Annotated in this window: 21 protein-coding genes and 1 tRNA gene; 7 read left to right on the top strand and 15 right to left on the bottom strand. The window is 69.3% G+C overall.

All coding sequences use genetic code 11. The features are described from left to right. Positions 1-8: 8 nt before the first annotated feature. Complete coding sequence (locus IEZ27_RS12960; RefSeq protein ID WP_189647356.1) at positions 9-2,147, bottom strand: peptidase domain-containing ABC transporter; 2,139 nt, start codon at positions 2,145-2,147, stop codon at positions 9-11. Then, positions 2,147-2,428, bottom strand: coding sequence for a hypothetical protein (locus IEZ27_RS12965; RefSeq protein WP_189647357.1), 282 nt, complete (start codon positions 2,426-2,428; stop codon positions 2,147-2,149). Before IEZ27_RS12965 ends, IEZ27_RS12960 begins: the two co-directional genes overlap by 1 nt. A gap of 121 nt (positions 2,429-2,549) precedes the next feature. Between IEZ27_RS12965 and IEZ27_RS12970 the strand changes: the two genes are divergently transcribed. Continuing rightward, positions 2,550-3,512, top strand: a complete 963-nt coding sequence (locus IEZ27_RS12970) for an endo-1,4-beta-xylanase (protein WP_229823921.1) — start codon at positions 2,550-2,552, stop codon at positions 3,510-3,512. 62 nt (positions 3,513-3,574) lie between these two features. Here the strand turns inward: IEZ27_RS12970 and IEZ27_RS12975 are convergent, their stop codons facing one another. After that, the gene (locus IEZ27_RS12975) at positions 3,575-4,276 is read right to left on the bottom strand and encodes a hypothetical protein (protein WP_125640341.1); all 702 of its coding nucleotides are present in this window, start codon (positions 4,274-4,276) and stop codon (positions 3,575-3,577) included. Positions 4,277-4,553: 277 nt separating this feature from the next. Here IEZ27_RS12975 and IEZ27_RS12980 point away from each other — a divergent pair, with 277 nt between their 5' ends. Then, complete coding sequence (locus IEZ27_RS12980; protein WP_189647358.1) at positions 4,554-4,946, top strand: hypothetical protein; 393 nt, start codon at positions 4,554-4,556, stop codon at positions 4,944-4,946. 47 nt (positions 4,947-4,993) lie between these two features. On the opposite strand, the gene IEZ27_RS12985 is transcribed toward IEZ27_RS12980, so the two are convergent. Together IEZ27_RS12985 and IEZ27_RS12990 are read right to left on the bottom strand one after the other, a co-directional pair. Beyond that, positions 4,994-6,196 carry a cytochrome P450 gene (locus tag IEZ27_RS12985; RefSeq protein WP_189647359.1) on the bottom strand — a complete coding sequence of 401 codons (1,203 nt, stop codon included), beginning with the start codon at positions 6,194-6,196 and terminating at the stop codon, positions 4,994-4,996. A 9-nt stretch (positions 6,197-6,205) separates the two neighbouring features. Then, complete coding sequence (locus tag IEZ27_RS12990) at positions 6,206-6,865, bottom strand: TetR/AcrR family transcriptional regulator (RefSeq protein ID WP_189647360.1); 660 nt, start codon at positions 6,863-6,865, stop codon at positions 6,206-6,208. Between the two features lie 274 nt (positions 6,866-7,139). Between IEZ27_RS12990 and IEZ27_RS12995 the strand changes: the two genes are divergently transcribed. Both IEZ27_RS12995 and IEZ27_RS13000 read left to right on the top strand, forming a co-directional pair. Further along, positions 7,140-8,465: a sensor histidine kinase gene (locus IEZ27_RS12995; protein WP_229823922.1), complete on the top strand. Its 1,326-nt coding sequence runs from the start codon at positions 7,140-7,142 to the stop codon at positions 8,463-8,465. Next, positions 8,450-9,103 (top strand): response regulator transcription factor, encoded by a 654-nt coding sequence (locus IEZ27_RS13000; RefSeq protein WP_189647361.1) that lies wholly within the window; start codon positions 8,450-8,452, stop codon positions 9,101-9,103. Before IEZ27_RS12995 ends, IEZ27_RS13000 begins: the two co-directional genes overlap by 16 nt. Here IEZ27_RS13000 and IEZ27_RS13005 read toward each other — a convergent pair. The 4 genes from IEZ27_RS13005 to IEZ27_RS13020 form a co-directional block, all read right to left on the bottom strand. Further along, on the bottom strand, positions 9,100-10,554 hold the full coding sequence (locus IEZ27_RS13005) for a DHA2 family efflux MFS transporter permease subunit (protein ID WP_229823923.1): 1,455 nt from the start codon (positions 10,552-10,554) through the stop codon (positions 9,100-9,102). The genes IEZ27_RS13000 and IEZ27_RS13005 overlap by 4 nt on opposite strands. Positions 10,555-10,791: 237 nt before the next feature. After that, positions 10,792-11,568: an alpha/beta fold hydrolase gene (locus IEZ27_RS13010; protein WP_189647362.1), complete on the bottom strand. Its 777-nt coding sequence runs from the start codon at positions 11,566-11,568 to the stop codon at positions 10,792-10,794. Between the two features lie 501 nt (positions 11,569-12,069). After that, positions 12,070-12,330 carry a hypothetical protein gene (locus IEZ27_RS13015; RefSeq protein ID WP_189647363.1) on the bottom strand — a complete coding sequence of 87 codons (261 nt, stop codon included), beginning with the start codon at positions 12,328-12,330 and terminating at the stop codon, positions 12,070-12,072. Positions 12,331-12,753: 423 nt separating this feature from the next. Next, on the bottom strand, positions 12,754-13,257 hold the full coding sequence (locus IEZ27_RS13020; protein ID WP_189647364.1) for a hypothetical protein: 504 nt from the start codon (positions 13,255-13,257) through the stop codon (positions 12,754-12,756). Between the two features lie 704 nt (positions 13,258-13,961). On the opposite strand from IEZ27_RS13020, the gene IEZ27_RS13025 reads away from it, so the two are divergent. Further along, on the top strand, positions 13,962-14,414 hold the full coding sequence (locus IEZ27_RS13025) for a hypothetical protein (RefSeq protein ID WP_189647365.1): 453 nt from the start codon (positions 13,962-13,964) through the stop codon (positions 14,412-14,414). Between the two features lie 16 nt (positions 14,415-14,430). Here the strand turns inward: IEZ27_RS13025 and IEZ27_RS13030 are convergent, their stop codons facing one another. The 5 genes from IEZ27_RS13030 to IEZ27_RS13050 all read right to left on the bottom strand — a co-directional run bounded on the left by IEZ27_RS13030 (position 14,431) and on the right by IEZ27_RS13050 (position 19,834). Further along, positions 14,431-16,740 (bottom strand): 2OG-Fe(II) oxygenase, encoded by a 2,310-nt coding sequence (locus tag IEZ27_RS13030; RefSeq protein WP_229823938.1) that lies wholly within the window; start codon positions 16,738-16,740, stop codon positions 14,431-14,433. A 160-nt stretch (positions 16,741-16,900) separates the two neighbouring features. Next, a complete protein-coding gene (locus IEZ27_RS13035; RefSeq protein WP_189647367.1) occupies positions 16,901-18,145 on the bottom strand; it encodes a hypothetical protein in 1,245 nt (414 codons plus the stop codon). Positions 18,146-18,246: 101 nt separating this feature from the next. Next, a complete protein-coding gene (locus IEZ27_RS13040) occupies positions 18,247-18,774 on the bottom strand; it encodes a hypothetical protein (RefSeq protein ID WP_189647368.1) in 528 nt (175 codons plus the stop codon). Between the two features lie 538 nt (positions 18,775-19,312). Next, positions 19,313-19,552 carry a hypothetical protein gene (locus IEZ27_RS13045; protein ID WP_189647369.1) on the bottom strand — a complete coding sequence of 80 codons (240 nt, stop codon included), beginning with the start codon at positions 19,550-19,552 and terminating at the stop codon, positions 19,313-19,315. Positions 19,553-19,745: 193 nt separating this feature from the next. Then, positions 19,746-19,834: transfer RNA gene (locus IEZ27_RS13050), tRNA-Leu, on the bottom strand. A 308-nt stretch (positions 19,835-20,142) separates the two neighbouring features. Between IEZ27_RS13050 and IEZ27_RS13055 the strand changes: the two genes are divergently transcribed. Further along, complete coding sequence (locus tag IEZ27_RS13055; protein ID WP_229823924.1) at positions 20,143-20,724, top strand: hypothetical protein; 582 nt, start codon at positions 20,143-20,145, stop codon at positions 20,722-20,724. A 197-nt stretch (positions 20,725-20,921) separates the two neighbouring features. Next, positions 20,922-23,162: a chaplin family protein gene (locus IEZ27_RS13060; protein WP_189647370.1), complete on the top strand. Its 2,241-nt coding sequence runs from the start codon at positions 20,922-20,924 to the stop codon at positions 23,160-23,162. A 122-nt stretch (positions 23,163-23,284) separates the two neighbouring features. Here IEZ27_RS13060 and IEZ27_RS13065 read toward each other — a convergent pair whose 3' ends face one another. Continuing rightward, positions 23,285-23,452 (bottom strand): DUF5703 family protein, encoded by a 168-nt coding sequence (locus IEZ27_RS13065; protein WP_379478577.1) that lies wholly within the window; start codon positions 23,450-23,452, stop codon positions 23,285-23,287. Between the last annotated feature and the right edge of the window lie 133 nt (positions 23,453-23,585).

Here is a 23,585-nt window from a genome sequence, read left to right on the forward strand (position 1 = left end):
TCATGCGGTCATGACGGCACGGATTGGGCCGCGACCAGGTCGGCGTACTTGCCGCCCATGGCCGTCAGCTCGTCGTGCGTGCCGCGCTCGACCACCCGGCCCGAGTCGACCACGAGGATCAGGTCGGCGTCCCTGACCGTGCTCAGCCGGTGGGCGATCACGATCCTGGTCTGGACGAGCCGGCTCAGGTTCGCCTCGATGGCCGCCTCGGTGGCGCTGTCCAGGTTGCTGGTGGCCTCGTCGAGCAGCAGCACCTTCGGCCGCGACAGGACGGCGCGGGCCAGGGCGAGCCGCTGCCGCTGCCCGCCCGACAGGCCGCCGCCGTCGGTGAGCATCGTCTCGTACCCCATGGGCATGTCCATGATCTCGTCGTGCAGCGCGGCCAGGCGGGCCGCCGCGACCACGCGTTCCAGGGACGCCCCCGGCTCGTTCAGCGCGATGTTCTCCCTGATCGAGCCGCTGAACAGGGACGGGTCCTGGGTGACCACGCCGAACTGGCGGCGCAGCGTACGCAGGTTCAGCTCGGCGGCCGGGACGCCGTCGTAGCGGATCTCGCCGAGCACCGGGGTGTGCAGCGCGAGCAGCAGCCTGGCCAGCGTGCTCTTGCCCGAACCCGACGAGCCCACCAGGGCCACCTTCTGACCGGGCCGGACGGTGACCGAGACGTCCCGTACCGTCCAGGGGGCGCGCGGGTCGTGGCGGAAGCTCACCCCGCGCAGCTCGACCGCGCCGCGCAGCCGCAGCACCTCGATGCCGTTGCTCGGCTCCGGTTCGGAGGCCAGGATGTCGGACAGCCGGTCGAAGTGCGCGCCCGCCTGCTGCAGGCTCTGCAGCCCGGTCATCAGCGAGCCGAGCGGGGTCAGCGCGCCGAGCGCGATGGCGTTCAGCGCGACCAGCGCGCCGATCGTGAGCTGCCCGTCGAGCACCCGCCAGGCGCCCAGCCACAACAACCCGAGCGGCGCCGTCACCCGGATCGCCGACAACGCCGACTCCAGCAGCCCTCTGGTCAACCCCGCCCGTACGTCCGCGTTGAGCTGTTTCGTGAAGTGGGCCGACCACTGGTCGACGGCCCGCTTCTCGGCTCCCGACGCCTTGAGCGTCTCGATGCCGGTGATCGTCTGGATCAGGCTGGCCTGGGACGCCGACAACGCGGTCAGCTCCTGCTGGGTGAGCCTGGCGATGCGACTCGTACTGGCCAGCAGCAGGACCGTCTGCAGCACGGTGACCCCGGTCAGCGCCAGCCCGAACACCGGGTCCCACACGTAGACCAGCACCAGATAGCCCACGGCCAGCGGGCCGTCCAGCAGCGCCGCCACGACCTGGCCGGTGAGGATGTCGCCGAGCGTCGAGACACTGGCCGCCCTGGTCACCAGGTCGCCCGTGCCCCGCTGCTGGAAATACCGGTACGGCAGCGTCATCAGATGGGTGACCAGGCCCTCGGTGAGCTCCTGGTCGGCCCGGGCCCGTACGGCGACGAGCAGGGCCGCCCGCAGGTAGCCGATCACGAACTGGGCCGCCCCCGCCAGCAGCACGGAGACGCCCAGCAGGGACAGCACCTCCACCGCCCGCGTGGGCACGATGGCGTCCAGGAGGAGCTGCGAGAACATCGGCAGGGCGAGCCCGAGCAGTTGCAGCAGCAGCGAGGCCGCGATGAGCTGCGCGAGCAGCCCCCTGCGCCGCCTGAACAACGTCCGTACGAACTCCCTGCGCCAGGCCCCCGCCGCCGAGGTCGTCCCTCGGTGGAAGCCTTCGCCCGGTTCGAAGACCAGCAGCACGCCGGTGAACCCGGCGCCGAACTCCTCCGGGGTCAGCCTGCGGCGGCCGTCCCCGGGGTCGACGACGTCCACGCGGTCGGGGGACCAGCGTTCGATCACGATGAAGTGGTTGAACTCCCAGTGCGCGACGGCGGGCAGCGGCACCCGGGCCAGGTCCTCCGGGGCCAGGGAGAAGGCGCGGGCCTTGAGTCCGTGCTCGCGGGCGCCGTCCACGAGGGCTTTGGCGCTCAGGCCGTCCCTGCCGACCTGGAGCCGTTCGGCGACCTGGTGGAGGGTGGTGCGCTGCCCGTGGTGGCACAGCACCATGGCCAGACAGGCGGCGCCGCACTCGGTCTCGGTGTTCTGGAGCAGTACGGGGAGGCGGCGGAACATCACGCGACCGCCTCGACCGCGACCGTGGTCACCAGGAGGCCGACGACGAGCAGCGCGGCCACCAGGAGCCACAGCGCGAGGAACGACGGGGTGCTGATCACCAGCGGCATCCGGGTGATCCGCGACATCGCCCGATGCCGCAACGCCTCCTCCCGGTAGATCCCCCGCCCGGCCCCGTCCGGCGCGGGGGCGGGGGCGGGGGCGGGCGCGGGGGCCGCGTGGCGGGGGAGCGGCGCGGCGTGGCGCGGGACCGGCCGGGTCGTGTCGTAGGGATCGCTCAAGGCCGACGCCCCCCGGCGCGGCTCGGCGCGGCTCTCCACCCCATCGTCGTCCTGCCCCCCTCTGTACGAGTCCGGACAAAGGCTAAGAACGCCTACTTGGAAGCCACTTGGGATCCACTGCTTGACGGGACGCCCCCACGCGCTTACGTTTCCCGCCCCCGCCCCCGCCCCCGCCGTGGACGTCGCGGCCCTGCGTACCGAGCCCGACTACCGCGCGGCCCTGAACCGCGAGTTCACCAACGTCACCGCCGAGAACGCGATGAAGTGGGAGTCGGTCGAGCCGCAGCGCGGCGTACACACCTGGGCCGACGCCGACGCCGTGGTCGACAACGCCCGCCGCCACGGCCAGCAGGTACGCGGCCACAACCTGGTCTGGCACAACCAGCTCCCCGCCTGGCTGACCGAGGGCGTGCAGAACGGCACGATCGGCGCCGCCGAGCTCAGGCGCATCCTGCGCGACCACATCACCACCGAGGTCCGCCGCTACAAGGGCAGGATCCGGGCCTGGGACGTCGTCAACGAGGTGATCGACGAGGACGGCACCCTCCGGAAGAGCATCTGGCTCACCCAGCTCGGCCCCGGCTACATCGCCGACGCCTTCCGCTGGGCCCGCCAGGCCGACCCCCGGGCCAAGCTGTACGTCAACGACTACAACCTCGAATGGAACAGCCCCAAGATCGAAGCCACCCTCGCCCTGATCAAGGACCTGCGCTCGCAGGGCGTCCCGGTGGACGGCATCGGCTTCCAGGGCCACCTCGGCATCCAGTACGACTACCCGGGCGACTGGGCGAACGTCATGCGCCGCTTCGCCGACCTCGGCCTCGAGGTGGCGGTCACCGAGCTGGACGTACGCATGGTGCTGCCCGTCACCCCCGAGAAGCTGGCCACCCAGGCCGCCTACTACGGCCGCGCCCTCACCGGCTGCCTGAGCGTGCCGGCCTGCAAGGAGTTCACCGTCTGGGGCTTCACCGACCGCCACTCGTGGGTGCCGGGCTGGTTCGACGGCGAAGGCGCCGCCTGCCTCCTGGACGAGTCCCTGACCCCCAAACCCGCCTACACCACCCTCCTGACCTCCACCCCCTGACCCACCCCACGACGGCTACCCCTGTCGAGGCCCCGCGCTCCCCTCATCGCCGTCGGGACGGGTCAGCGGGAGCGGCGCTCTTGCGAAGGCGGGTGGGGGGTTTCGCTGGGTGGGGACGGTGACAGGACGGAGGTCGGCGTGTCCGAGGGGGTGGGGTCCGGTGTGGACGGCGGGGACGGTTCCGCCGAACCCGTCCCACCGCCCGAGGGCGTGGGCGTCACCACAGCCGAACCGGACGGCGTGGGCGTCGCGACCGCCCCGGTGGACGGGCCGGGTGAGGGCGTCGGGCTGGGCAGCCGGGTCACGGGCCGTTCGTGCCGCGGCTCACCCACCGCCCGCCCGTCCCGCCGGTCCTTCTTGCCCTGCCCCTTGCCCGCCTCCTCCCGGGTCCGCCCCGCGACCTGGTCGGCCACCGTACGGTCGGCGATGAGCTCGTAGATCAGGATGCTGCCCATGCTGACGGTGAACACCAGGGCCGCCGCCATCCCCACCCTGGCCCACCGCCGCCGCCCGCCCGCCTTCGCGTCACCGGACTGCCCGCGCCAGGCGATCACCGTGTGCTGCTTCACCTTGTCGCCCGTACGCTTCAGGTAATGCGTGTAGACGTCGGCGACGACGGTGCTGGCCAGGCTCATCATCGCGGCGCCGATCAGCGTCCCGGCCGTCCCCAGGTACGAGGCCGCGACGGCGGCGGTGAGCGCGGCCAGGGCGCTCCCCACGATCTGCGGCACGCTCAGCTCCAGCTTCCGCTGCTTGCCGCTCATAGCCAGGATCGTCCCCTCTTGTGCTGCGACGGCGGTGAACAAGCCACCTTGGCCACAACGGGACGGGACACCCACGGCAACGCGCGGCGGTTTGCCACCTCCTGGCCGCACATTGCCCCTGGCGGGAACGTGGCGGGAACCGGGCGGGAACCGCATGCCCCGGATCTGTGGCGCCCATCACTCAGGCTGTGTGCATTCCTCCACAGAAGATTCGGTGCGTCCTCCGTAACGTCCCTTCTGCCGGAACGACCGGCAGCACGGACACGGGAGGCACCCCATGCGCAAGACCCTCGCCATCGCGGCCCTGGCCGGATCCCTGGCCGCTTCCACGGCCGTCACCGCCCTCGCCGCCGCCCCCGCGGCCCAGGCGTCCACGGTCGTCAGCTGGGGCAGGTTCTTCTCCAGCGACCACAAGGCGTACACGTTCGGCAAGACCTGGAAGAGCGGCGGCAAGGTGTTCACCACCTGGCACGGCGTGGACAAGCCCGGCGGCAAGAAGGCCTGGGTGTGGTTCGAGTTCTACCAGAACGGCGGCTGGCACAAGTTCAACCGCTCCTGGGACGGCAAGGTCACCGGCAGCTGGAACGGCCGGGGCGTCAGCAAGGTCTACACGTTCACCTGCTGGGCCGGGAAGTTCGACAACTGCGGCGACAAGCACCGCATCTACTGACCCGCCGCCCGCGCCGTCGGCGCGGGCGGCGGACGCCCGGCGCCGGATCAGCGCAGCAGGGGGAGCCGGCTCACCCCGGTCATGGTCGGCGTGGGCATGAAGACCACCGGGTCATCGGGATCGGTACGGAAGGTGCCGATCCGGTCGAGCAGGATGTTCAGCGCCACCCGCCCTTCCAGCCGGGCCAGGGGAGCGCCCAGGCAGAAGTGGATGCCCCGGCCGAAGGCCAGATGCGGGTTGGGATCGCGGCCGGGGTCGAAGACGTCGGGATCGGGGAACTGCCGGGGATCCCGGTTCGCCGACCCGAACCAGAGCATGACGATCTTGTCGGCCGGTATCGTCACCCCGGCCAGCTCGACCTCGCGGGTGGTCGACCGAGCAACCGCGGCGAACGGGGTGAAGAGCCGCAGCGACTCCTCGATCACGGCCGGCACCGTGGAACGGTCGGCCCGTACCCTGTCCTGCTGCTCGGGGAAGGCGTCCAGGCACACGACCGTGTTGCCGAGCAACATCGTCGTCGTGATGTGCCCGGCCAGCAGCAGGAGCATGGCGAAGTTGATCACCTGGTCGTCGGGCAGGCGCTCGCCGTCCACCTCGGCCTGGACCAGCTTGGTGAGCAGGTCGGCACGGGGATGTTTCCGGCGTTCGGCGGCGTGCTCGGCGAGGTAGCGGGTCATCTCCCGCCACGGCCGCATCGTGGCCTCCATCTCCGCGGCCCGGTTCTCGGCGGGCTCGGAGAAGGAGATCTTGGTGTCCCGCTGGAACAGCCCGTCGGCCCACTTCCTGAACAGGGCCCGGTCGCTGCTCGGCACCCCCAGCAGCTCGGCGATGACGATGACGGGAAGCGGGTAGGCCAGGTCGGTCACCAGCTCCAGGCGGTCACGGCCGTCGGCCGCGTCCAGCAGCTCGTGGGTGAGCTCGGCGATGCGCGGTTCGAGGTCCGCGACGACCTTGCGGGTGAACGCGCTGCTGACCAGCTTGCGCAGCTTGCCGTGCTCCGGCGGGTCGATCTGGGTGATGAACCCCTTCAGCGAGACCTCCTCACCCTCCGGCAGCAGTCCCTTGGGGGTCAGCCGTACGGTGTCGGAGGAGAACGTGGTGGGGTCGGCGAGGACGTCCTGCACTTCCTGGTAGCCGTGGACGTTGTACATCCCGGCGGCGGCGTCGTACTCGACGGACGGGCCCGTTCGAGGCCCGTGCAGCCAGAAGTGCTGCTTGGAGATGTTGTACCGCTCGACGATGTCGGACATCGCCTCTCCTTAGTCGTAGATCCACTTGCGGTAGGGCGGGATCAGTTCCTCAAGAATCGCGACGTACTCCGCGGCCGCCGCCTCCAGCACCTCGGCGGACGGCTCCGCGGCGGGCTCGAAGGCGTGGCGTACGGTGAAGGCCAGCGCGTCGGCCTGTTCCTCCACGGTCAGCTCCGAGCCCATGGTGTCGATGCCGTTGAGCACGTAGAAACCCATGGACGCGGCGCTCAGCGTGTAGTGCGGGTGCGGCATGTCGGCCCTGAGCAGCCCGTACCGGTCGGCCACGCGCTTGAAACGTTCGGCCGCGTGAAGGTCGTGACTGCGCAGCGGGTGCTTGGCCAGCTTGCCCAGGAGCTCGATGTCGGTGGTGAACAGCGCCCGGAGCAGCGGTCTGCGGCTCACGGAGATGAAGCCCGCCCGCGAGAAACGATGCGGTCGCACCTGGGCGGGTTCGTGCCGCAACAGCGCCGCGAACTCCTCCACCACCTCGATGGACTCGCGCAGCAACAGCGCCTCGAACAGCTCGTTCTTGGTACGCCAGTGCAGGTAGATCGTGCCCTTGCCCACCCCGGCGCGGCCCGCGATGTCCTCGACGGTGACCCTGCGGTATCCGTGGCGCAGCAGCAGCTCGCCCGCGGCGTCGAGGATCCGGTCCGCCCTCTCGAACATCTGCTGCACCTCATGACTAGATATGAAATCTGGTCATGAGTCACGCTACGCCGCGCCGATGCCGTCCACAAGGCTCCCGGACGGCTGGGTCCAGACCCACTTCATACGGGGTTCAGCGGGATACCGGAGGTACGGGCCCCGGCCGTAGGTTTCCGACGTCGGACGGAACCACCCGCGAACGGAGAAGACGAACGTGGTCGCACTGCCGGGTACCGGAACCTCCCAAACCAGGACTGGCTGGCACAATGAGGACCATGGTCAGGGAAGCGGGCGGATGAGGTCCCCCGTGGGAGGCGGCTTCCTGCGCCGGTGCTCGGAGATCGTGCTCGGGCTCTACCGCTCCGCCGTACTCGTCCTGCTCACCTGCCTGATGCCGATCGTCGGCGCCGCCGTCGGCTACGGCGGTTCCAAGCTCGCCTACTCCTGGTCGGCGAACCTGACCGGGCCCCCGCTCGTCGTGGCCCTGGCGCTCCTGGGCGAGACGCTGGTGGTGATCCTGTGGATCGCCGTGGCCCTGTGGTGCGTGCACCCGCTGACCAGCCGGCCCCTCAGCCAGGCCGCCCGCCGGCTCGCCGCCCGCTGGCTCGGCCTGCGCATCGAGGTGACCTACCGCACCGCGTCGCCGGTCACCCGCATGGCCACCGGCCACTGGTGGGACGGCGAGGAGTACCACAAGTCCGAACGCGAGGCCCGCCGCCGGGCCAGGATGAACGCCCGCTTCCACGATCCCCAGCTGCACTGGGACGGGTTGTGGAGCGTGCTCGCCGGGGTGACCGTGCTGCCGGTCGCGGCCCTGCCGCTGGTCGGGCTCGCCGGCGGCGTCCACCTGACGCTGACGCCGGGCTTCCTCGGTCCCGGCATCGCCATGATCGTCGCCGGTCTGGCCGCCGCGCCGTTCGCGTGGCGGGTCCTCGGGCCACTGGCCCGCCGCTTCCTCGGGCCCATCCCGTACGCGCGGCTCGGCCGGCGGGTGGCGGAGCTGGAGGCCATCCGCGCCGACCTGACCCAGACCCAGGCCGCCGAGCTCGAACGCATCGAACGTGGCCTGCACGACGGGGCCCAGGCGCGGCTGGTCGGCATGGGCATGTCGATGCAGGCCGCCGAGCACCTTCTCGAAAGCGACCCGGCCGCAGCCAGGGCGATCCTGGCCGAGGCCCGCGCCTCCTCGGTCACCGCGCTGGCCGAGCTGCGGTCGCTGGTACGCGGCATCAACCCGCCCGTGCTCACCGAACGCGGCCTGGTCGACGCCGTACGCGCCCTGGCGCTCGACGCGCCCGTCGAGGTCGCCGTACGCAGTTCCGTGCCCACCCGGCCCGAACGCCCGGTCGAGGCCGCGGTCTACTTCACCGTCGCCGAACTGCTGGCGAACGTGGCCAAACACGCCCACGCCCGTCATGTGACCGTCGAACTCGGCTACGAGGCGCGTACCCTCACCGCGACCGTCACCGACGACGGCGTCGGCGGCGCGAACCTGTCCTCGGGCTCCGGGCTGCACGGCGTCGAACGCCGGATCGCGGCCTTCGGCGGCCGGCTGGAGATCGACAGCCCGGCCGGCGGGCCCACCCGCGTCCATGTGGCGGTGCCATGCGTATTGTCGTAGCCGAAGACCTCTTCCTGCTCCGCGACGGGCTCGTCCGCCTCCTCCAGGCGTACGGGCACACCGTGGTCGCGGCCGTCGACTCGGGCCCCGCCGCGCTCGAAGCGCTGCTCGGCAACCGTCCCGACGTGGCGATCGTGGACGTACGGCTGCCGCCGACGTTCTCCGACGAGGGGCTCCAGGCCGCGCTCGCCGCCCGCCGTGAGGTGCCGGGCCTGCCCGTGCTGATCCTGTCCCAGCACGTCGAGCAGCTCTACGCCCGCGAACTCCTCGCCGACGGCCAGGGCGGCGTCGGCTACCAGCTCAAGGATCGCGTACTCGACGCCGGACAGTTCATGGACGCGCTCACCCGCGTCGCCGAAGGCGGCACGGCGCTCGACCCCACGGTGGTCGCGAAGCTGCTGGGCCGTCCCGCGCACGCCGACCCCCTCGCCACCCTCACCGAACGCGAGCGCTCGGTGCTCGAACTGATGGCCGAGGGGTTGTCCAACGCGGCGATCGCGGCCCGGTTGTTCCTCAGCGAGGGCGCCATCAGCAAGTACACGACCACGATCTTCGCCAAGCTCGGCCTCGCCGCCGACGACGACACCAACCGCCGGGTGCGCGCCGTCCTCACCTACCTGGACGCCACCGGCTCCTAGTGCCCGGCGTGGCCGGCGGAGCCGGCCGCCGCCCGCGCCGGCAGGAGCAGCGCGGTGACGACCACCGCCACCGACAACACCGCGCCGATCACGAACGCCAGCCGCATGCCCCCGAGGGTCGCCATCGTCTGCGTGAGGCCCTCGGCCCTCAGGGTGTCGGCCTTCGCGCTCATCACGGTGATCACGAGCGCGGTGCCGATCGCCGCCGCGACCTGCTGGAGCGTGCTCAGGATCGAGCTGCCGTGCGAGTACAGGTGCGGCGGGACCGCCCCCAGGCCGAGCGTGAAGACCGGGGTGAACGTCGCGGCCAGGCTCACCATGAGCAGCGCGTGCAGGCCGAGCAGTTGCCAGTACGGCATCGTCATCGTGACCTGGGTCAAGCCGGTCAGCGCGAGCATGATCCCGATCGCGCCGGGGACGACCAGCACCCGGCCGCCGTAGTTGTCGAACAGGCGGCCCACGGCCGGACCGAGCAGACCCATAGCGAGGCCGCCCGGCATCACGAGGAGCCCGGTCTCCAGCGGGCTGAGCGCCCGGATGTTCTGCAGGTACAGCGGCAGCAGGATCATCGAGCCGAGCATCGCCATGAAGGCCACCGACATCAGGATGAGCGCGACCGTGTAGGTGCGGTGGAACAGCGTACGCAGGTCCATCAGCGGCGTCCCCCGCCGCTGCAGCACGAGCTGGCGCACGACGAAGACGGCGATGGTGACCAGCCCGGCCCCCGTGACGGCCGCCGCGACGCGGACGTCCCCGCCCTCGAACCGGCTGAGCCCGTAGACCAGGCCGCCGAACCCGGCCGCCGCCGTCACCACGCTGAACCAGTCGATGGCGCTGATCTTGGGCTCGCCCGCGTTCCTGAGCCGCCTCAGACCGCTCCACGTGATCAGCCCGGCGATCGGCAGCACCACCGCGAACAGCAGCCGCCACGACCCGAAGTGCAGGATCACCCCGGAGATCGCCGGCCCCATGGCGGGCGCGACGGAGATGGCGAGGGTGACGTTGCCCATCACCCGCCCCCGGTCCTTCTCCGGCACGACCTGCATCAACGTCGTCATCAGCAGCGGCATCATCACGGCCGTCCCGGACGCCTGGATGATCCGCGCCCCCAGCAACACCGCGAACGACGGCGCCACGGCGGCCACCGCCGTACCGACCAGGAACAACCCCATCGCGGTGGTGTAGGCGGTCCTGGTGGTGACCCGTTGCAAGAACCAGCCGGTGATCGGGATCACCCCGGCCATGGTCAGCATGAAGGCCGTGGAAAGCCACTGCGCGGTCTGCTCGGTGATGTGCATGGCGTCCATCAGCCGCGGGATCGCGTTGATCAGGATCGTCTCGTTGAGCACCACCACGAACGTCGCGAGCACCAGCAACCGGATCACGGCCGGAGTACGCCCCGAGCCCGCGGCCGCGGCCTCGGCGGAGGATTCGAGTTGTGGGCTGGACACGGTACCTCTATCGGAGTCGGGCCCGGCCGCGTCACGGCCGGCCTTACGGTTGTCGGTCTCACCAGCGGTCATCTTCATGCCCATACTGACCACCCCCACCGACGAAACTCATCGCCCTATCTCAAACCACCCCTCAGCCGAACGAGCCCGCCCCACCCACCCCGAACACCTCCGAACGGCCACCGAACGGCCACTGGACGGACGGCACGCCGTGTTCACGACCGGATCTGTAGCCCCTCACCGACCAGGGACGATGATCTCCATGAGCCGTTCCGGCGCGCGCAGCGGCAGATAGTGATCGGCCGCGGCCACGATCTCCAGGCGCGCACCGGGAATGCCCTCGGCGAGCCGGCGGGCGATCACGCCGATCTCCGGATGATCGTGATCGCCGACCACGACGGTGGTGGGCACCGCGACCCGCTCAAGGACCTCGACGGCGCCCACCTCGGAGAAGCGGACGTGACCCTTCTCGGCGGCCACCCGTACCTTGGCGTTCTCGGTGACCATGCCGGCGATCGCCGCGTACCCCGGCGCGCGGTCGCCCAGCGAGGCCCACACCGTGAGCTCCATCTCGGCCAGGCGGTCGGCGTCGTCCCCGCGGTCCGCCGCCGTGTAGGCGTCCATCTCAGGAGACCGCGGCCAGTCGTGCCCACTGGCCGACGCCGCGACGAGGACCAACGAGCGCACCCGTGCCGGATGTTCCAAGGTGAAGTCGAGCGCGACCTCGCCGCCCATGCTCAGCCCGACCAGCGTGGCGCTCTCGACGCCGAAGTGGTCGAGGACCGCGAGCAGGTCGTCCTCGTACCGGAACGGCGCGGTCGGCGGCGTCGAACGACCCAGCCCCCGCGCGTCGTACCGGATCACGGTGTGGTGGCGCGCGAGTCCAGGGAAGACGCCGTCCCACAGACGGCTGTCATGCACGGACCCGTGCAGCAGCACTATGGGCGCCCCGCTACCGCCCTTCTCGGCCCACAAACGGCCGTCACCCGAGACAGGGACGTATTCGATCGTCATACAACCGATTCGACCACACTCACCCCACTCCACCTCGAACACCCACCCCTGGGCGGCCCGGCTTGGCGGAAGTGCCGACCCCGACCTGGGAAGGCGCGGTAGTCGCCCGCTCAGCCCGGCTGCCCGGCTCCCGCGTTGGCGTACGGGTTCGAGCTGGGATCACCCCAGCTCGCGCCCTTATGATGACGCCACTTCGGTCAGCGCAGACCGGGCGGCCCTACAACCCGTACTTGCTCCAAGGGAACAGAGCCGCGCCATGAGCTCTTACGGACTGCCACTCTTTCGACGTCAGACTGCTTTTGATCTCGGTCAGAACCGGCGCGATGTTGGCTTTGGCGAGATATTGGGCCGTCATCACGTGGACCTGGCTGAGACATTCTGCTTTCGTCTTCCGATTGTTTTTCATCACGAGAATCGCTTGCTCATATTGCCGTAATATGACTCAAGGCCTGCGGAGAAGGGCTGCGCGGACCTTTGTCGACGAAACCCCGGAGGCCGACCCTAAATCTTCTGCAAGCCACTCCTCGCCTTTGCCGTGATCGCCACTTGACTTGCGGTGAGATCGACCGAGGCGGTGAGGGCGTCGAAGGATTCCTTGAAAGGCTTGTTGGCGTAGATGTTCTCCGCCATTGTGTCCAGGATTCTGGACAGCTGCTGATGGGTGAAGAATGTTGTCAGCAGGGATTTGACCCCGTTAATGGTCGTCTGCTTGGGCGTGACCAAGGTTTGCGGCCTCTGCGGCAGGACCGGTTCGGCTGACATCGATGCGTAAGTGGAGCTGCACTTGCCGCTGGGGCATTCGCAAGGCGGGCCGAAAACGTGAGGGCGGCAGCCAGAAAAGGAGTTTCGGGACATGGGGCATTGCGTTACTGATTTCTTCGGTGCCCGTCCACGGTGACGTCTCGGCGCAGGGCTTGGGCGAACTGAGCGTGACCAGGCAGGCCAGGATCCGCCCCGGGGCGTGCTGGAGGAAGTGGGCGCCGATGCCGATCAGGCCGTGCAGCAGGTCGTACTCGGCGAACGCCGGGAGTTCCCCGCGTGTGGTGCCCCAGAACTGCATCCATGGACAAGCCGCGACTTGAGTACGGAAGGCCCTTCACACCCTCAACCGGGCCTCTAGCCTGCGGGAGCAGTCTCGGTCGAGGAGCTGCGCCGAGAAACGATCAGCAAGAATCAAGCCGTGAACTAGTTGTAGCGATCTGACAAGATGACTACTTGGCACTTGTCCGCATCGGCCAAAAGCACTCCCATTTGGCTGTTGCGGAATTCATCGGGAGCCTTGACGTACGTTCCTCGCACTGAATATCGGTTCGACTCCATCCCGAAGGAGCGTGCCGCCTCCTCGACTCTGGCCTCGTCGTAGAGATCCCCATCGTCTTCTTGTCGTTCGAGCCCCTCCTTCTTGAAGAAGGCGGATCCTTGAGCGCAGTCGACCGAGAAAGCCAGCTCCAGCCAGTAAGGATCGTTATCCCTTCTGGATTTGAATTTTACCTCGGAGGCGGCCTTCGGAAGGCCTAGCCGGTGATCGGCCAGCACGTTGTCGAGTTTGAGAGTAGGTGCTGTTCCGGGGAGCGCGCGCGGATCCGGATTGTGGTCGGTCAGCGGTGGGCCCGAGGAGCATGCGCCCAGAGCGCCGACGAGAAGAGCGAGCAAGAAACATGCTCCGACTCTGATCGAATCCATATCCATGCACCACTCCTTACGCCGAGCCTTCACTTTACCGTGAGCCTGGCCCAGGACATTCGATATCCTTCGGTTTCACGTTCGGAGCGGCGCGGGTCGACCGCATCGAGCCGTAGACGTCGAAGTCGCAGGCTGGGGCGTGTCGAACACGGGACCTGGGCCGCGATTCTCGCGGGCGTTTCCGAAGTTGTATCGCCTATAAAACTCGACGGTGTACGACTTTCTTGAGGTAGTTCTCGATGTTCTTCGCGAGCGTGGCGCTGAGCTTGATCAGCGACTCGACGCTGCTTGACCCACCAGTCCCGCGCCTTCGGCTTGCCGACGCCGTACGGACGTCCATAGTCCGTCGGTGACCAGTGCGGACGCACCGAGAAATACTCAACCGGGCTTGCCTTCCGAACCGGGTCCAGCTTGAGGAGGAGTTCATTGGAGTACTCGTATCCTGCGGGCTTGTCGTCGCACGGCGTGGCGAGTGTCTCGCCACAGGGGTTGGTTCGAAGACCGTTCGGGTCCGACATCCCGACGGGGGTTGTTGCCCGCGTACAGCCGGCGCCTCCACCCCACCCGGCGTCCGTACGCCTTCCCGGGCCTGCTGTTCCGCGGGTACTGCGAGCGCCGGATGCAGGGCAACTGGAACAACCGCCAGGCGTACTACCGGTGCCGGCTCCCCGCCCAGTACGCCATCGTCAACCGCGGCGACGGCCGAGCAGGTGATCGACCCGAACGAGGCGGCCCTGATCGACCTGCGCAAGCAGCTGTCGAAGTGTGACCGCAGGCTCGGCCAGTACCGCTCCGCGCTCGATGCCGGAGGCGACCCGGTCGAGATCTCCTCGTGGATCAACGAGACGAAGAGCGAGCGAGCCCGCCTGGAGGGGGAGTCGAAGGCCGTTCCGGCCGCGCAGCGTGTCACCATTGCCGACATCAGATCGATGATCGAGGAGGTCGGGGATCTGGTGCGCCTGGCTTCGGAAGCGGACCCGGACGACAAGGCCGAGCTCTACACCCGGCTTGGGTTGCACCACCCCGAAAAGCAGAATGTGGAGGCCCGGATCCAACCGGAGCCCCCACATGTGCGTGCGGTGTGTGTCCGAGGACTGAGCGCCACCGATTACACCTGGCCTGCCGCCATCCTCATTCCCGTACACCACATTCACGTGGCGTGACGACGTCCGTGATGGTTCAGATGGAGACCTTCCACTTGTCAGTGAGCCAGGCCAGGTCCGCTTCGTGACGCTCGCGGGCGATACGCTCCCGTTCAAAGAGGGCCTCCGCCTTGGTCAGGACCAGGGTGTACGGGCGGCCCTGCCGTCTGGTCTCGTGGCGGACGGGCAGCTCCGCGTCATCGATTCGAGCGTGGACATGCCTGCGCCTGTCCTTTGCGAGCGGCCAGTCGAGAGCACGCCGTTCAGGATGTTGGAGGAACGTGCCGAGCACTTCGCACAGCTCGCACGCGCATCCGGTGGGCAGCTCGATCGACCAGTCATCCAGTGCGCGTTGTGGCTGCGCCAGCAATGCCCGAATCCGTTCGGCACAGTTGCCGGCCAGCTCGTCGAAGCCCGCTTGGTGCGTCCCGGCGGCGCGCAGCGTGGCCATCGCCAGTACGTGCGCCCGATCACCGGCCGTCCGCGCGAGCTTGTGGGCGTCCTCCAGTACGCCCGTCGATCCCAGTTGGGCCGCGGCCGCGATGATTCCGGAGCAGGGCGCCCCCAAGGTGGTCAGCCATGCTTCCCGCCGGGAGGTGAGGGGCCCGTCGAGCGCCGGACCGACCTGGCCCGCGAACATCGTCCACGACAGTTCGACGATGCGGCGGGCGGCCGTGATGGACGGGCTCCCCTCTACCGAGAGCGCGGTACACAGCCGGGGGAGGTTCTCGAGCCATTCCAGCGGTGCCTGGGCGAGGCCGTGGGAGCCGGGCCGCCAGCTTTCGGACCAGTCACGCAGCAGACCGTCGATCCAGATGTCGCCGTAGTGCGCCGCCAGGCCGCCGATTGCCGGGCCGTGTCCGGGGACCAGCCGCTCCAACGCGAACGGCCGCAGCAGAATGGCGGCGATCTGGGCGTCATCCAGCTCCCTGGCTGCTTCCAGCGCCTTGCGGAGAAGTTCGGTCTGGTCGGGGTAACGGCCTGCGGCGTGCCAGAAGGACTCCAGCGACCGCGCCGCCTCACGGGCTTCCGCGATCTCCCCGGAGCGGGCCATCGCCGTGAGCTCGTCCAGCGCCCATCCCGGGGACGCCTCGGCCCGGCTGGCGAAGCCCTGGTCCCGTGGCCAGATGACCATCGCCGCCCGCCGGTACCAGCGGTCCAGGGTGTTGCCGTAGTTGCCCATGTAACCCTCGTACTCCGAGGCGTAGGGCGTCATGTCAGCAGTCGGGGTCGTCGAGGCCACCTCGGCGTCGCTGAGGTCCAGTGAGATGTTCTCGAGTCGCCCTGTTTCCGGGCCGATCCAGTGGGCGAGCGTGGTGGAGGTCTCGATCAGATCCTGAAGAACATACTGTCTGTCGTCCGCGCTTTCCGAGTCCTTGTGCTCGTCGGGATCCTCGTCCTCATGATCGCCGTACCACGCATCCTCGTCCTCGTCGGGATCGTAGGCGTCCCAGGTCTCCTGGATCTCCGCGAGGGCCAGGGTGATCTCGCAACCCGCCCGCTCCGCCGCAGCCCGTAGGAGGGCGCCCCGCGCGGCGTCGGAGCCCTTCAACCGGGACCAGCTCAGCCCGCGGGCGGTGTACTCATGGTCGAGGAGGTACGCCAGCCGCGCCGGCGGATCCCCCCTGCGAGAGCTGTACGGGAGGACGACCGGGGTGGCGAAGTGAGTGAGAAGACCGGCCGCGAGCTCACTGACCAGCGGATTATCGGCCGCCGCAGCCTGGCTGTCTCCTGTCAGGAGCAAGTTGTAGGTGAGGGCGACACGGTTGCCTGTTTTGACGGGAAGAACCTGGTGCCGGCAGTCGGCGTAGAAGGCCACCAACGAGGCCGCGGTCTTCAGCCCCCGGTACTTCTTGGTCTGGCCCTGGTGCTCGACGACGAGCTCGCCGCCGGTGTGCGCGGACGGCAGCGTCACCACCAAGGTCGCGACCATGGCGTCGTCCTTCTCGGAATCCTGGTGGGCGAGGAAGAACTGCCCGGTCTCATACAGGAGCATGGAGTGCAGCTCCGGCGTGAGCTCGCAGTGCGGCGGCAGCCCCAGTTCCGCGCGCATTCCGTCGAGGACGGCCGCGAACGCCGCCGTCCACTCGACGCGCACCAGCTCCTTGGGAATCTCCCAGGTGTCGCGCACCTCCGGATCGGTCAGGGTCTGCTCGCCCCGCCCGAACCGCGCACGGTGGCCGAGCCCGCGCAACTGGGCGGCCTGCTCATCGGAGACGGGAAATCGCAGCGGGCCGACTCCATCGACCGCCACCGACAGCTCGGTCTCGGGAAGTTTTCGATAGACGCTGGACGCGGCGGGCTCCGTCGACGCGTCGAGCAATTCGGCCACTCGTTCACGAGCCATGCCGGGCACGGAATCCCCTCCTTTGCTGTGGAACCAAATTACTGCGCGGGAAGGGCGCTCCGATGGGGCATTCAGGAACGCCGCGGATGCCGAAGATCACGATCGGGACCTCTACACGTCTTACATCGGCCCGTGAGATGTCCGTGGTACCTCCAACTGATCACGGGAGGAGACGGCGTGCGAGTTGTTCGGCGTTGAGTGCGCGGATGGCTTCATCGACGGCTTCCCGGTTGGTGAGATCGATGCCACGGTCGGTGAGGGCGGCGGCGATCTGCTTGGCGGGGCCCCAGGAGGTGTCGTCATCGAACGCTTGGCGGAACTCGCGAAGGTGGGCGTCGACGGCGTCCATTACCGGGGTGATCCAGCGGGGATCGACGCCGCGCTGGTCGAGGGCGTACGCCAGCCACCGGCGCAGGACGTCGGGAAGGGCCGCGCGCTGGGCGGCATCGAGAACGGCCTTTCGGGGCAGCCAGTCGGTGAGCAGCAGCGTGACCTCGTCCGGGCTCCACGCCAGCGGGCCGGAGACGATGTAGCCCTCGCCGTAGTCCAGGAACAACTCGGCCAGTGACCTGCTCACCTCGTCGTCCAGGTCGTTGGCGGTGGTGAACTGCTGGATCAGGCGGTGGCGTTCGGCCTCGGGCAGACTGTCTCCTTCGGGCCAGCCGGGCAGGTGGTCGCGGCAGCGGGACCAGGCCAGCGCCCGATTGTCGATGAAATCCTCGTCGTCGTTGCGCGGCCAGGCGATGTCGGTGGTGCGCAGCGCATCGGCCAGGTCGGCGAGCACCTCGGGCGCCGGAGCCTGGCTGATCGGCATGGGAACTTCGTCGGATACGTGTCGTTGGTCCCACTGCGCGGCGGCACCGGGTTCCAGGATCGCGATCTTGCCGATCATCAGCCCCCCGGGCTTGAGCACCTGGGCCATCAGCGTGTGGGGATGGGGGCCGTCGTAGTCGATGAGCAGCACCTGTTCGCTGTCCCACACGTCCACCGCTCGCCACGCCGACGTTGCGGTCCATGTGGTGTCCGCGGATGCGGCGGTGTACCAGGGCGGCAGCGGCTGGGTCTCTTCCAGGATGTCGATCGTCTCGGCCAGCATGGTGATGTCGGCGGCGGGTGCGACCCGCGCCAGCGCGGCGATCGCGGCCAAGCCGTGCGGTGAGGGAGTGGTGGATGCCCGGCCGGTCACCTCCATGCACAACCGATGCTCGGCCTCGCGTTCGCTCAGCTCCGCGGTCGCCCATGCCTGGCCGAGCCAGCTGCTGGCCCAGATCTCGGCCATCAGCGGATCGGTCAGGCCAGTGAGCTGCCGGGCATCGCGCAGCAGCAGGTCTGATCGGCGCGGTAGGGGCGAGCGACGGGCCGGTTTGCTGCTGGTGGCCTTGCGGCGGCCGCGGCTCTTGGGCATGCTCCAGTCCATCACACCCGGCGACTGCGCCGCATTCTGACCGAGTGGGCAGATAGACCGCGTGGCCGAGGCTGATGACCACTCGCTGCGACGTCCGTGGCCTACGTCGAGCCGAACCAGTCGGGTGCAGCGTCGGTGAGTTCGGCTTCCGGCAGTGCGACGCAGGCCTTGCCGAGGCGTTCGATGAGCGTTCGTGCTCGTTGGCGGGCGAAGTCCTCTCCGCAGTACGAGAAGAGCACCATGTTGTCGAGTTCTGTGGGTATGGGCAGGGCGTACAGGCATTCGACGATGTCGAGGCACATCGTGATGGCGGTGTCGACGGCACCGGCTTCGGCTCGTCGTACGGCATCGGCCATGAAATCCTCGATGACCTCGTCGAGGATTTCATCGGCGACGTCGTAGGGCTCGACCCAGCCTCGCCCCGGCTGATAGCCGGTTCGTCCGGACAGTACCTCGATGTCCAGTTGCATGATCGAGGTCCGGAGCTTTTCGGCGAGTCCCGTGGGGACAGTCCGGACCGCTTCTCGTGCGATCGTCTCCGCCTCGTCCCCCAGCTCGGGGTGTACGGCCAGGAGCTTGGTGAGGACGAGAACGGCCTCGTGGTCGGAAAGGTGAGAAAGAGCAGTCACACCGACTCCAATCAAGCGGGGGAACCGTGACCTCGCAGTCGGTGAAGCGGCCGACGGGAGTGTGGAGGAGCACGCGGACTTTCGCGGGGCGAAGTCGACCACCGTGCCGGTCACGCCGTGCAAATAGGAGGGACGGATGCTGTGGTTCACCCGGATTCGGTCACCGGTCTCTCTCGACGCCGTCGGCTCCGTGGTGGGTGGCGGGTTCGTCGTTCGGATGCCTTGGGTGGCCGGCTGCGACCCTGGTGAGCCAGATGGTCGCTTCGGTGTCGTCGATGGCGTACCGAATGCGCCCTCCGGAGGTGACCTCGTATTGCCACTGCTCCAGATTACGGTTGTCGTGCTTGACGGTGCCCAGCGAGCGACAGTGGGTGTTGCCGGTCGTCGACCCTGCGTGGATCGTCTGTGAGGTCCAGCCGGCACCGCTCGCAGTTGCCGGGCACTTGCGAGCGTAGTTCGCGCCATGCCTTCCAAACTTCGGCGCTGGCGGCTCGTACGATCCATCCGGTAGGTCGGCGGATCTCTTCGCCCTGGCCGCTCACTCGGCACCGTCGACGGACTGCCCGCCGCTGCCGTCGAACGGATCGGCGAGGTCACGGGCGATCTCAGGATCGCTCCAGGCCAGCAGATGAGCGAGGAACTCGCGGACACACTGCAGCCGCTCGTGCGGCAAGCAGGCGTGCCACTGCTGCCCAGCAAGCTGGCGATCGACGCGTTTGCAACGGGAACGCGGCTTGGAGCACGCTCTGGCCCGCCATCGGCTCTTCACCGACGGCACCGAAGTGCTCCCTGACCACGCGGGTTTGAGCAGGCGAGTGAGTGCCCGTCCGAGGGCCATGGGCTACCGCGCATGTCGGAGAGGGAGATGAACCCCCATGCCCCTGGCCTGGGGCTGTAGGTTCCCGAGTTGAACCCTCAGAGTCATGAGAAAGCAAAAGCGCCAGGTCAGAGACCTGACGCTTCGATAAAGCTGGTGTCCGAGGGGGGACTTGAACCCCCATGCCCATCACTGGGCACTAGCACCTCAAGCTAGCGCGTCTGCCTATTCCGCCACCCGGACTTGGTGCCTGCACGCGGGACCGTCATCTCGCGTCGGCTCCGTAAGGTTAGCAAACTCTGAGGGGTGCGTCATACCGAGTATCGGCACAACGACCGGAGCCGCCTCTTCCGCGCCCTCGCCGGGCCACCCCGATGACCCTTCCGGGTGTCATCCGTGAAGCGGATCCGCGTGTCCTTGGCCATTTTCGGGGTCTCTGCTGAAAAGCCCTTGCGACAACGTTGGGTGCTGCTACGGTTACGGACCGTTGAGGGGTGAGTCCACGGACCGGCCTCACGACGTGAAGCCGGTTCGGGAAGCTGGGAGGTCACGTGGCACGCACGACGGTCGGACAGACGAGGGCGACGTCCCTCGCTGTGCGCCGCGTGCCCACGACGTTCCCGGGGCGGGACACGACCGCCGAGCGGGCCGACCGGATGGCGCGGTTCGCGGCCGGCGCTCGTGGAGTTGTCGTGCGGGCAGTCACGATGGGCGCCCTCGTGGCGGCAGGTTGGCTGCTCGCTGTCGTGTTCGGAATGATGTCCGCCGCTCCGGCGGCCGCGGATGCCACCGCGGCCACCACAGGAGCCGCCGACGCGGCCCCGGCCCCTCTTTCCGCCCCCGCTTCTCTCTCGGCGTCGGACAACGCCGAGGCGATGGCGGGGCGCACCGTGGACGGGCTCAACAGCCAACAGGATCCTGGTCTGCCACCACCATCCTCCGCCGGAAAGATCTTGGACACCAATGGACTGGTGCCCAATGGTGGTGGCAGCGGCCCGTTCGGGCCCGGTTTGGGGGATGTCGCGCGGTCCGGTGTCGACCCGCGGCTGCAGTACCAGCTCGCCATCGCGGCGCGCGTGCTGCCCCCCGTCGTCCGCACAGCGGCGGACGACCCTTCCTTCTCACCTGACTGATCCCGCCATTTCAACACGCCCCGGACGATCCGTCCGGAGAGCGGCGGCGGAGCGTGGTCATATCCCCTCCGCCGGCGGGTGAGACGTCAGTCAGTCTGTTCGCGAACCCGAGGTCACCGCTGTGCGCGACCTCGCACGGCCTCGGCTGCCCGCGAACCGTTCAGGTATCCCCCCAAGAACCACTAGGAGCATTCAGCATGCGTACGTGGGCTAAAGCATCAACCCCTGCGGCCCTTCTGGCGGTCGCGGTCATGTCGTTCGGCAGCGGCACCGCCCTCGCCGACACCTCCGGAGACTCCTCGGTCGGCGGCGGCAACCAGGTCAACCTGCCGATCAACCTGCCCATCGACATCAGCGGCAACTCCGTCGGCGCGGCCGGCCAGTCGAGCGCCGGTTCCCAGGGCGGCGCCTCCGTCGAGAACGTCGGCCGCAGCGACATCCCCAACCGCACCTCGGGCAACTCCAGTGTGCTCGGCGGCAACCAGGTCAACGCGCCGATCTCCGCGCCGCTGAACGCCTGCGGCAACGCGATCTCCCTGTTCGGCAGGTCCGACGCGGGCTGCCGCGGTGGCGCGACCGTCCACAACAAGGGCGGGGGCGGCGCCGGCGGCAACCAGACCTCGGGTGACTCCAGCCTGCTCGGCGGCAACCAGATCACCGCGCCGATCACGGCCCCGCTGAACGCCTGCGGCAACGCGCTGGCCATCTTCGGCGACGCGACCGCGGGCTGCAAGGGCGGCGCGGCCGTGCACAACAGCGGCGTGGGCGCGGGCGGCAACCGTACGTCGGGCCGCTCGTCCGCGCTCGGCGGCAACCAGGTGATCGCGCCGATCAGCGGGCCGGTCAACATCTGCGGGAACGCGGTGGCGGTGTTCGGACGGGCGTTCGCGGGCTGCCAGGGCGGCGCCAGCGTCACGAACTCGGGCGGCGGCGGTGGCTGGCAGCACCACATGGCCGCGCCGGGCTCCACGGGCAACGACACCGACGGGCGCTACGGCGCGGGCAGCGGCAACCAGGTGATCAGCCCGATCTCCCTGCCCATCACGGCCTGCGGCAACGCCGTCGGCAACGCGCCGGCCAACTGCAAGGGCGGCGCGACGGTGCTGAACACCCGCGCCGGTTCCGGGGCGGGCGGCAACACCACGTCCGGGCGTTCCGGGGTGCTGAGCGGCAACCAGGTGATCGCGCCGATCACGGCCCCGATCAACGTCTGCGGGAACGCGGTGGCCGCGTTCGGCAAGGCGTTCGCCGGGTGCAAGGGCGTCGTGTCCGTCAAGAACGGCGGCCGGGGCGCCGGCGGCAACCACACCTCCGGGCAGTCGGGCGTCGGGGCGGGCAACCAGGTCGTGGCTCCGATCACCGCGCCGCTCAACGTCTGCGGCAACGCCGCCGCGGTGCTCGGCGCCTCCACCGCCCACTGCAAGGGCGGCGCGGCCGTCTGGCCGCACGACGGCGTGGGCGGCGGCGGCAACCACACCTCCGGGCGCTCCGGGGTGCTGAGCGGCAACCAGGTGATCGCGCCGATCACGGCCCCGGTCAACGTCTGCGGCAACGCCGTGGCCGTGCTGGGCGACGCCGCCGCGGGCTGCCTCGGCGGTGCGCACGTCGGCAAGCCGGGTTACCCGGGCGGCGGTGGCGGCTACAACCAGTTCCTGCGTTCCACGAACCACACGGCCGCGGCCAAGAGCGGGCTGCTGCCCGCCGTGCCGGCCGTCCCGGCGTTCAACAGCGTGAACGGCGCCGGCGGCGACGCCGGCCTGCCCAACGTCGGTGGCCTGCCGAACGTCGCCGGTGTGCCCGACACGGGCGCCTCGCCGAACGCCGCCGGCTCGCCCAACGTCGGCGGCCTGCCGGTGCCGGGCAACCTGACGCAGCAGCTCCAGGGCGCGGGCCTGCCCGCCCTGCCGGTCAACGGCGGCCTGTCGTCGCTGCCCCTCGTGGACGACGCCTCCAGGACCCTCGGCCTGCCCGCTCTCCCCGAGCTGCCCGGCCTCCCCGGCCAGGCGCAGGCCCCGGTACGCCCGCTGCCCGGCCAGGTGCAGCTGCCCGCCAAGCCCGAGCCCGGCAAGAAGGGCCCTGCCGACAAGGGCGGCAAGGGGGGTAAGGGTGACAAGGGCGGCAAGGGCGGCAAGGGCGGCAAGCACGGCAAGGACCACCAGGCCGACAGGACCGACGCTGTGCGCAAGGGTCCGGGCCGCCCCTCCTCGCCGCTGTCCCCGGCCACCGACCTGCTCGGCTCCACCCCGGTCGGCGGCGCGGTGACGTCCGCCACCAGTGGCCTGCCCGTCGGCAACCTGGGCCTGATGAGCGCCGCTCAGCCCGCCGGCCTCACCGGCATGAACTCCAGCTCGCTGCTCGCGCTGCTGGTCGGCTCGATGTTCGCCGCCTCGGCCACGCTGTTCGCGACCGCGCGCCGGTTCCGGCCGGGCCGTAAGTAGATATATGGCATAGCTCGGCAATCGCAGGTACCGCTACCGCTCAACCGCCTGTGAGCAGTAGGCGAAAGATGCTTTGCCCGTTCCGGGGGCGCGGCCCGGGGCGGGCAAAGCCATGTCCAAGTTCAGAGCGTGCTGCGGACACGGATGACCTTGCGGCGCAGCCGTACGTGCCGGCTGCCGTCGGGGTGCACCCGCACCCGGGCGAGCTCCCACTGGCCGTACTCCGCGTGTTCGGTCAGCAGTTGACGTGCGGCTTCGCGGGTGAGGTCGCGCGGAATGAAGATATCCATGTAGGAGTAGTCGAGCACAACGATTAGTCTCCAGGGTGAGTCAGGGCGCCATGCCGCTCGATGGGCCTTATTCTGCGTGCTTGTGGGTGGACCCGGAAGCTAGTGGGTAGCCCGGGGGAAGGAAATTTCCGCG

This window comes from Nonomuraea spiralis (assembly GCF_014648435.1).
GTDB lineage: Bacteria > Actinomycetota > Actinomycetes > Streptosporangiales > Streptosporangiaceae > Nonomuraea > Nonomuraea spiralis.

What these genes read in the sequence shown, in the direction of transcription:
- IEZ27_RS12990 (WP_189647360.1), bottom strand. Translation starts at nt 6,865, where the DNA reads ATGTTCGAGAGGGCGGACCGGATCCTCGACGCCGCGGGCGAGCTGCTG.
- IEZ27_RS12985 (WP_189647359.1), bottom strand. Translation starts at nt 6,196, where the DNA reads ATGTCCGACATCGTCGAGCGGTACAACATCTCCAAGCAGCACTTCTGG.
- IEZ27_RS12995 (WP_229823922.1), top strand. Translation starts at nt 7,140, where the DNA reads ATGAGGTCCCCCGTGGGAGGCGGCTTCCTGCGCCGGTGCTCGGAGATC.
- IEZ27_RS13015 (WP_189647363.1), bottom strand. Translation starts at nt 12,330, where the DNA reads ATGTCAGCCGAACCGGTCCTGCCGCAGAGGCCGCAAACCTTGGTCACG.
- IEZ27_RS13035 (WP_189647367.1), bottom strand. Translation starts at nt 18,145, where the DNA reads ATGCCCAAGAGCCGCGGCCGCCGCAAGGCCACCAGCAGCAAACCGGCC.
- IEZ27_RS13060 (WP_189647370.1), top strand. Translation starts at nt 20,922, where the DNA reads ATGCGTACGTGGGCTAAAGCATCAACCCCTGCGGCCCTTCTGGCGGTC.
- IEZ27_RS13010 (WP_189647362.1), bottom strand. Translation starts at nt 11,568, where the DNA reads ATGACGATCGAATACGTCCCTGTCTCGGGTGACGGCCGTTTGTGGGCC.
- IEZ27_RS12960 (WP_189647356.1), bottom strand. Translation starts at nt 2,147, where the DNA reads ATGTTCCGCCGCCTCCCCGTACTGCTCCAGAACACCGAGACCGAGTGC.
- IEZ27_RS12980 (WP_189647358.1), top strand. Translation starts at nt 4,554, where the DNA reads ATGCGCAAGACCCTCGCCATCGCGGCCCTGGCCGGATCCCTGGCCGCT.
- IEZ27_RS13065 (WP_379478577.1), bottom strand. Translation starts at nt 23,452, where the DNA reads ATGGATATCTTCATTCCGCGCGACCTCACCCGCGAAGCCGCACGTCAA.
- IEZ27_RS13000 (WP_189647361.1), top strand. Translation starts at nt 8,450, where the DNA reads ATGCGTATTGTCGTAGCCGAAGACCTCTTCCTGCTCCGCGACGGGCTC.
- IEZ27_RS13030 (WP_229823938.1), bottom strand. Translation starts at nt 16,740, where the DNA reads ATGGCTCGTGAACGAGTGGCCGAATTGCTCGACGCGTCGACGGAGCCC.
- IEZ27_RS12975 (WP_125640341.1), bottom strand. Translation starts at nt 4,276, where the DNA reads ATGAGCGGCAAGCAGCGGAAGCTGGAGCTGAGCGTGCCGCAGATCGTG.
- IEZ27_RS13020 (WP_189647364.1), bottom strand. Translation starts at nt 13,257, where the DNA reads ATGGATATGGATTCGATCAGAGTCGGAGCATGTTTCTTGCTCGCTCTT.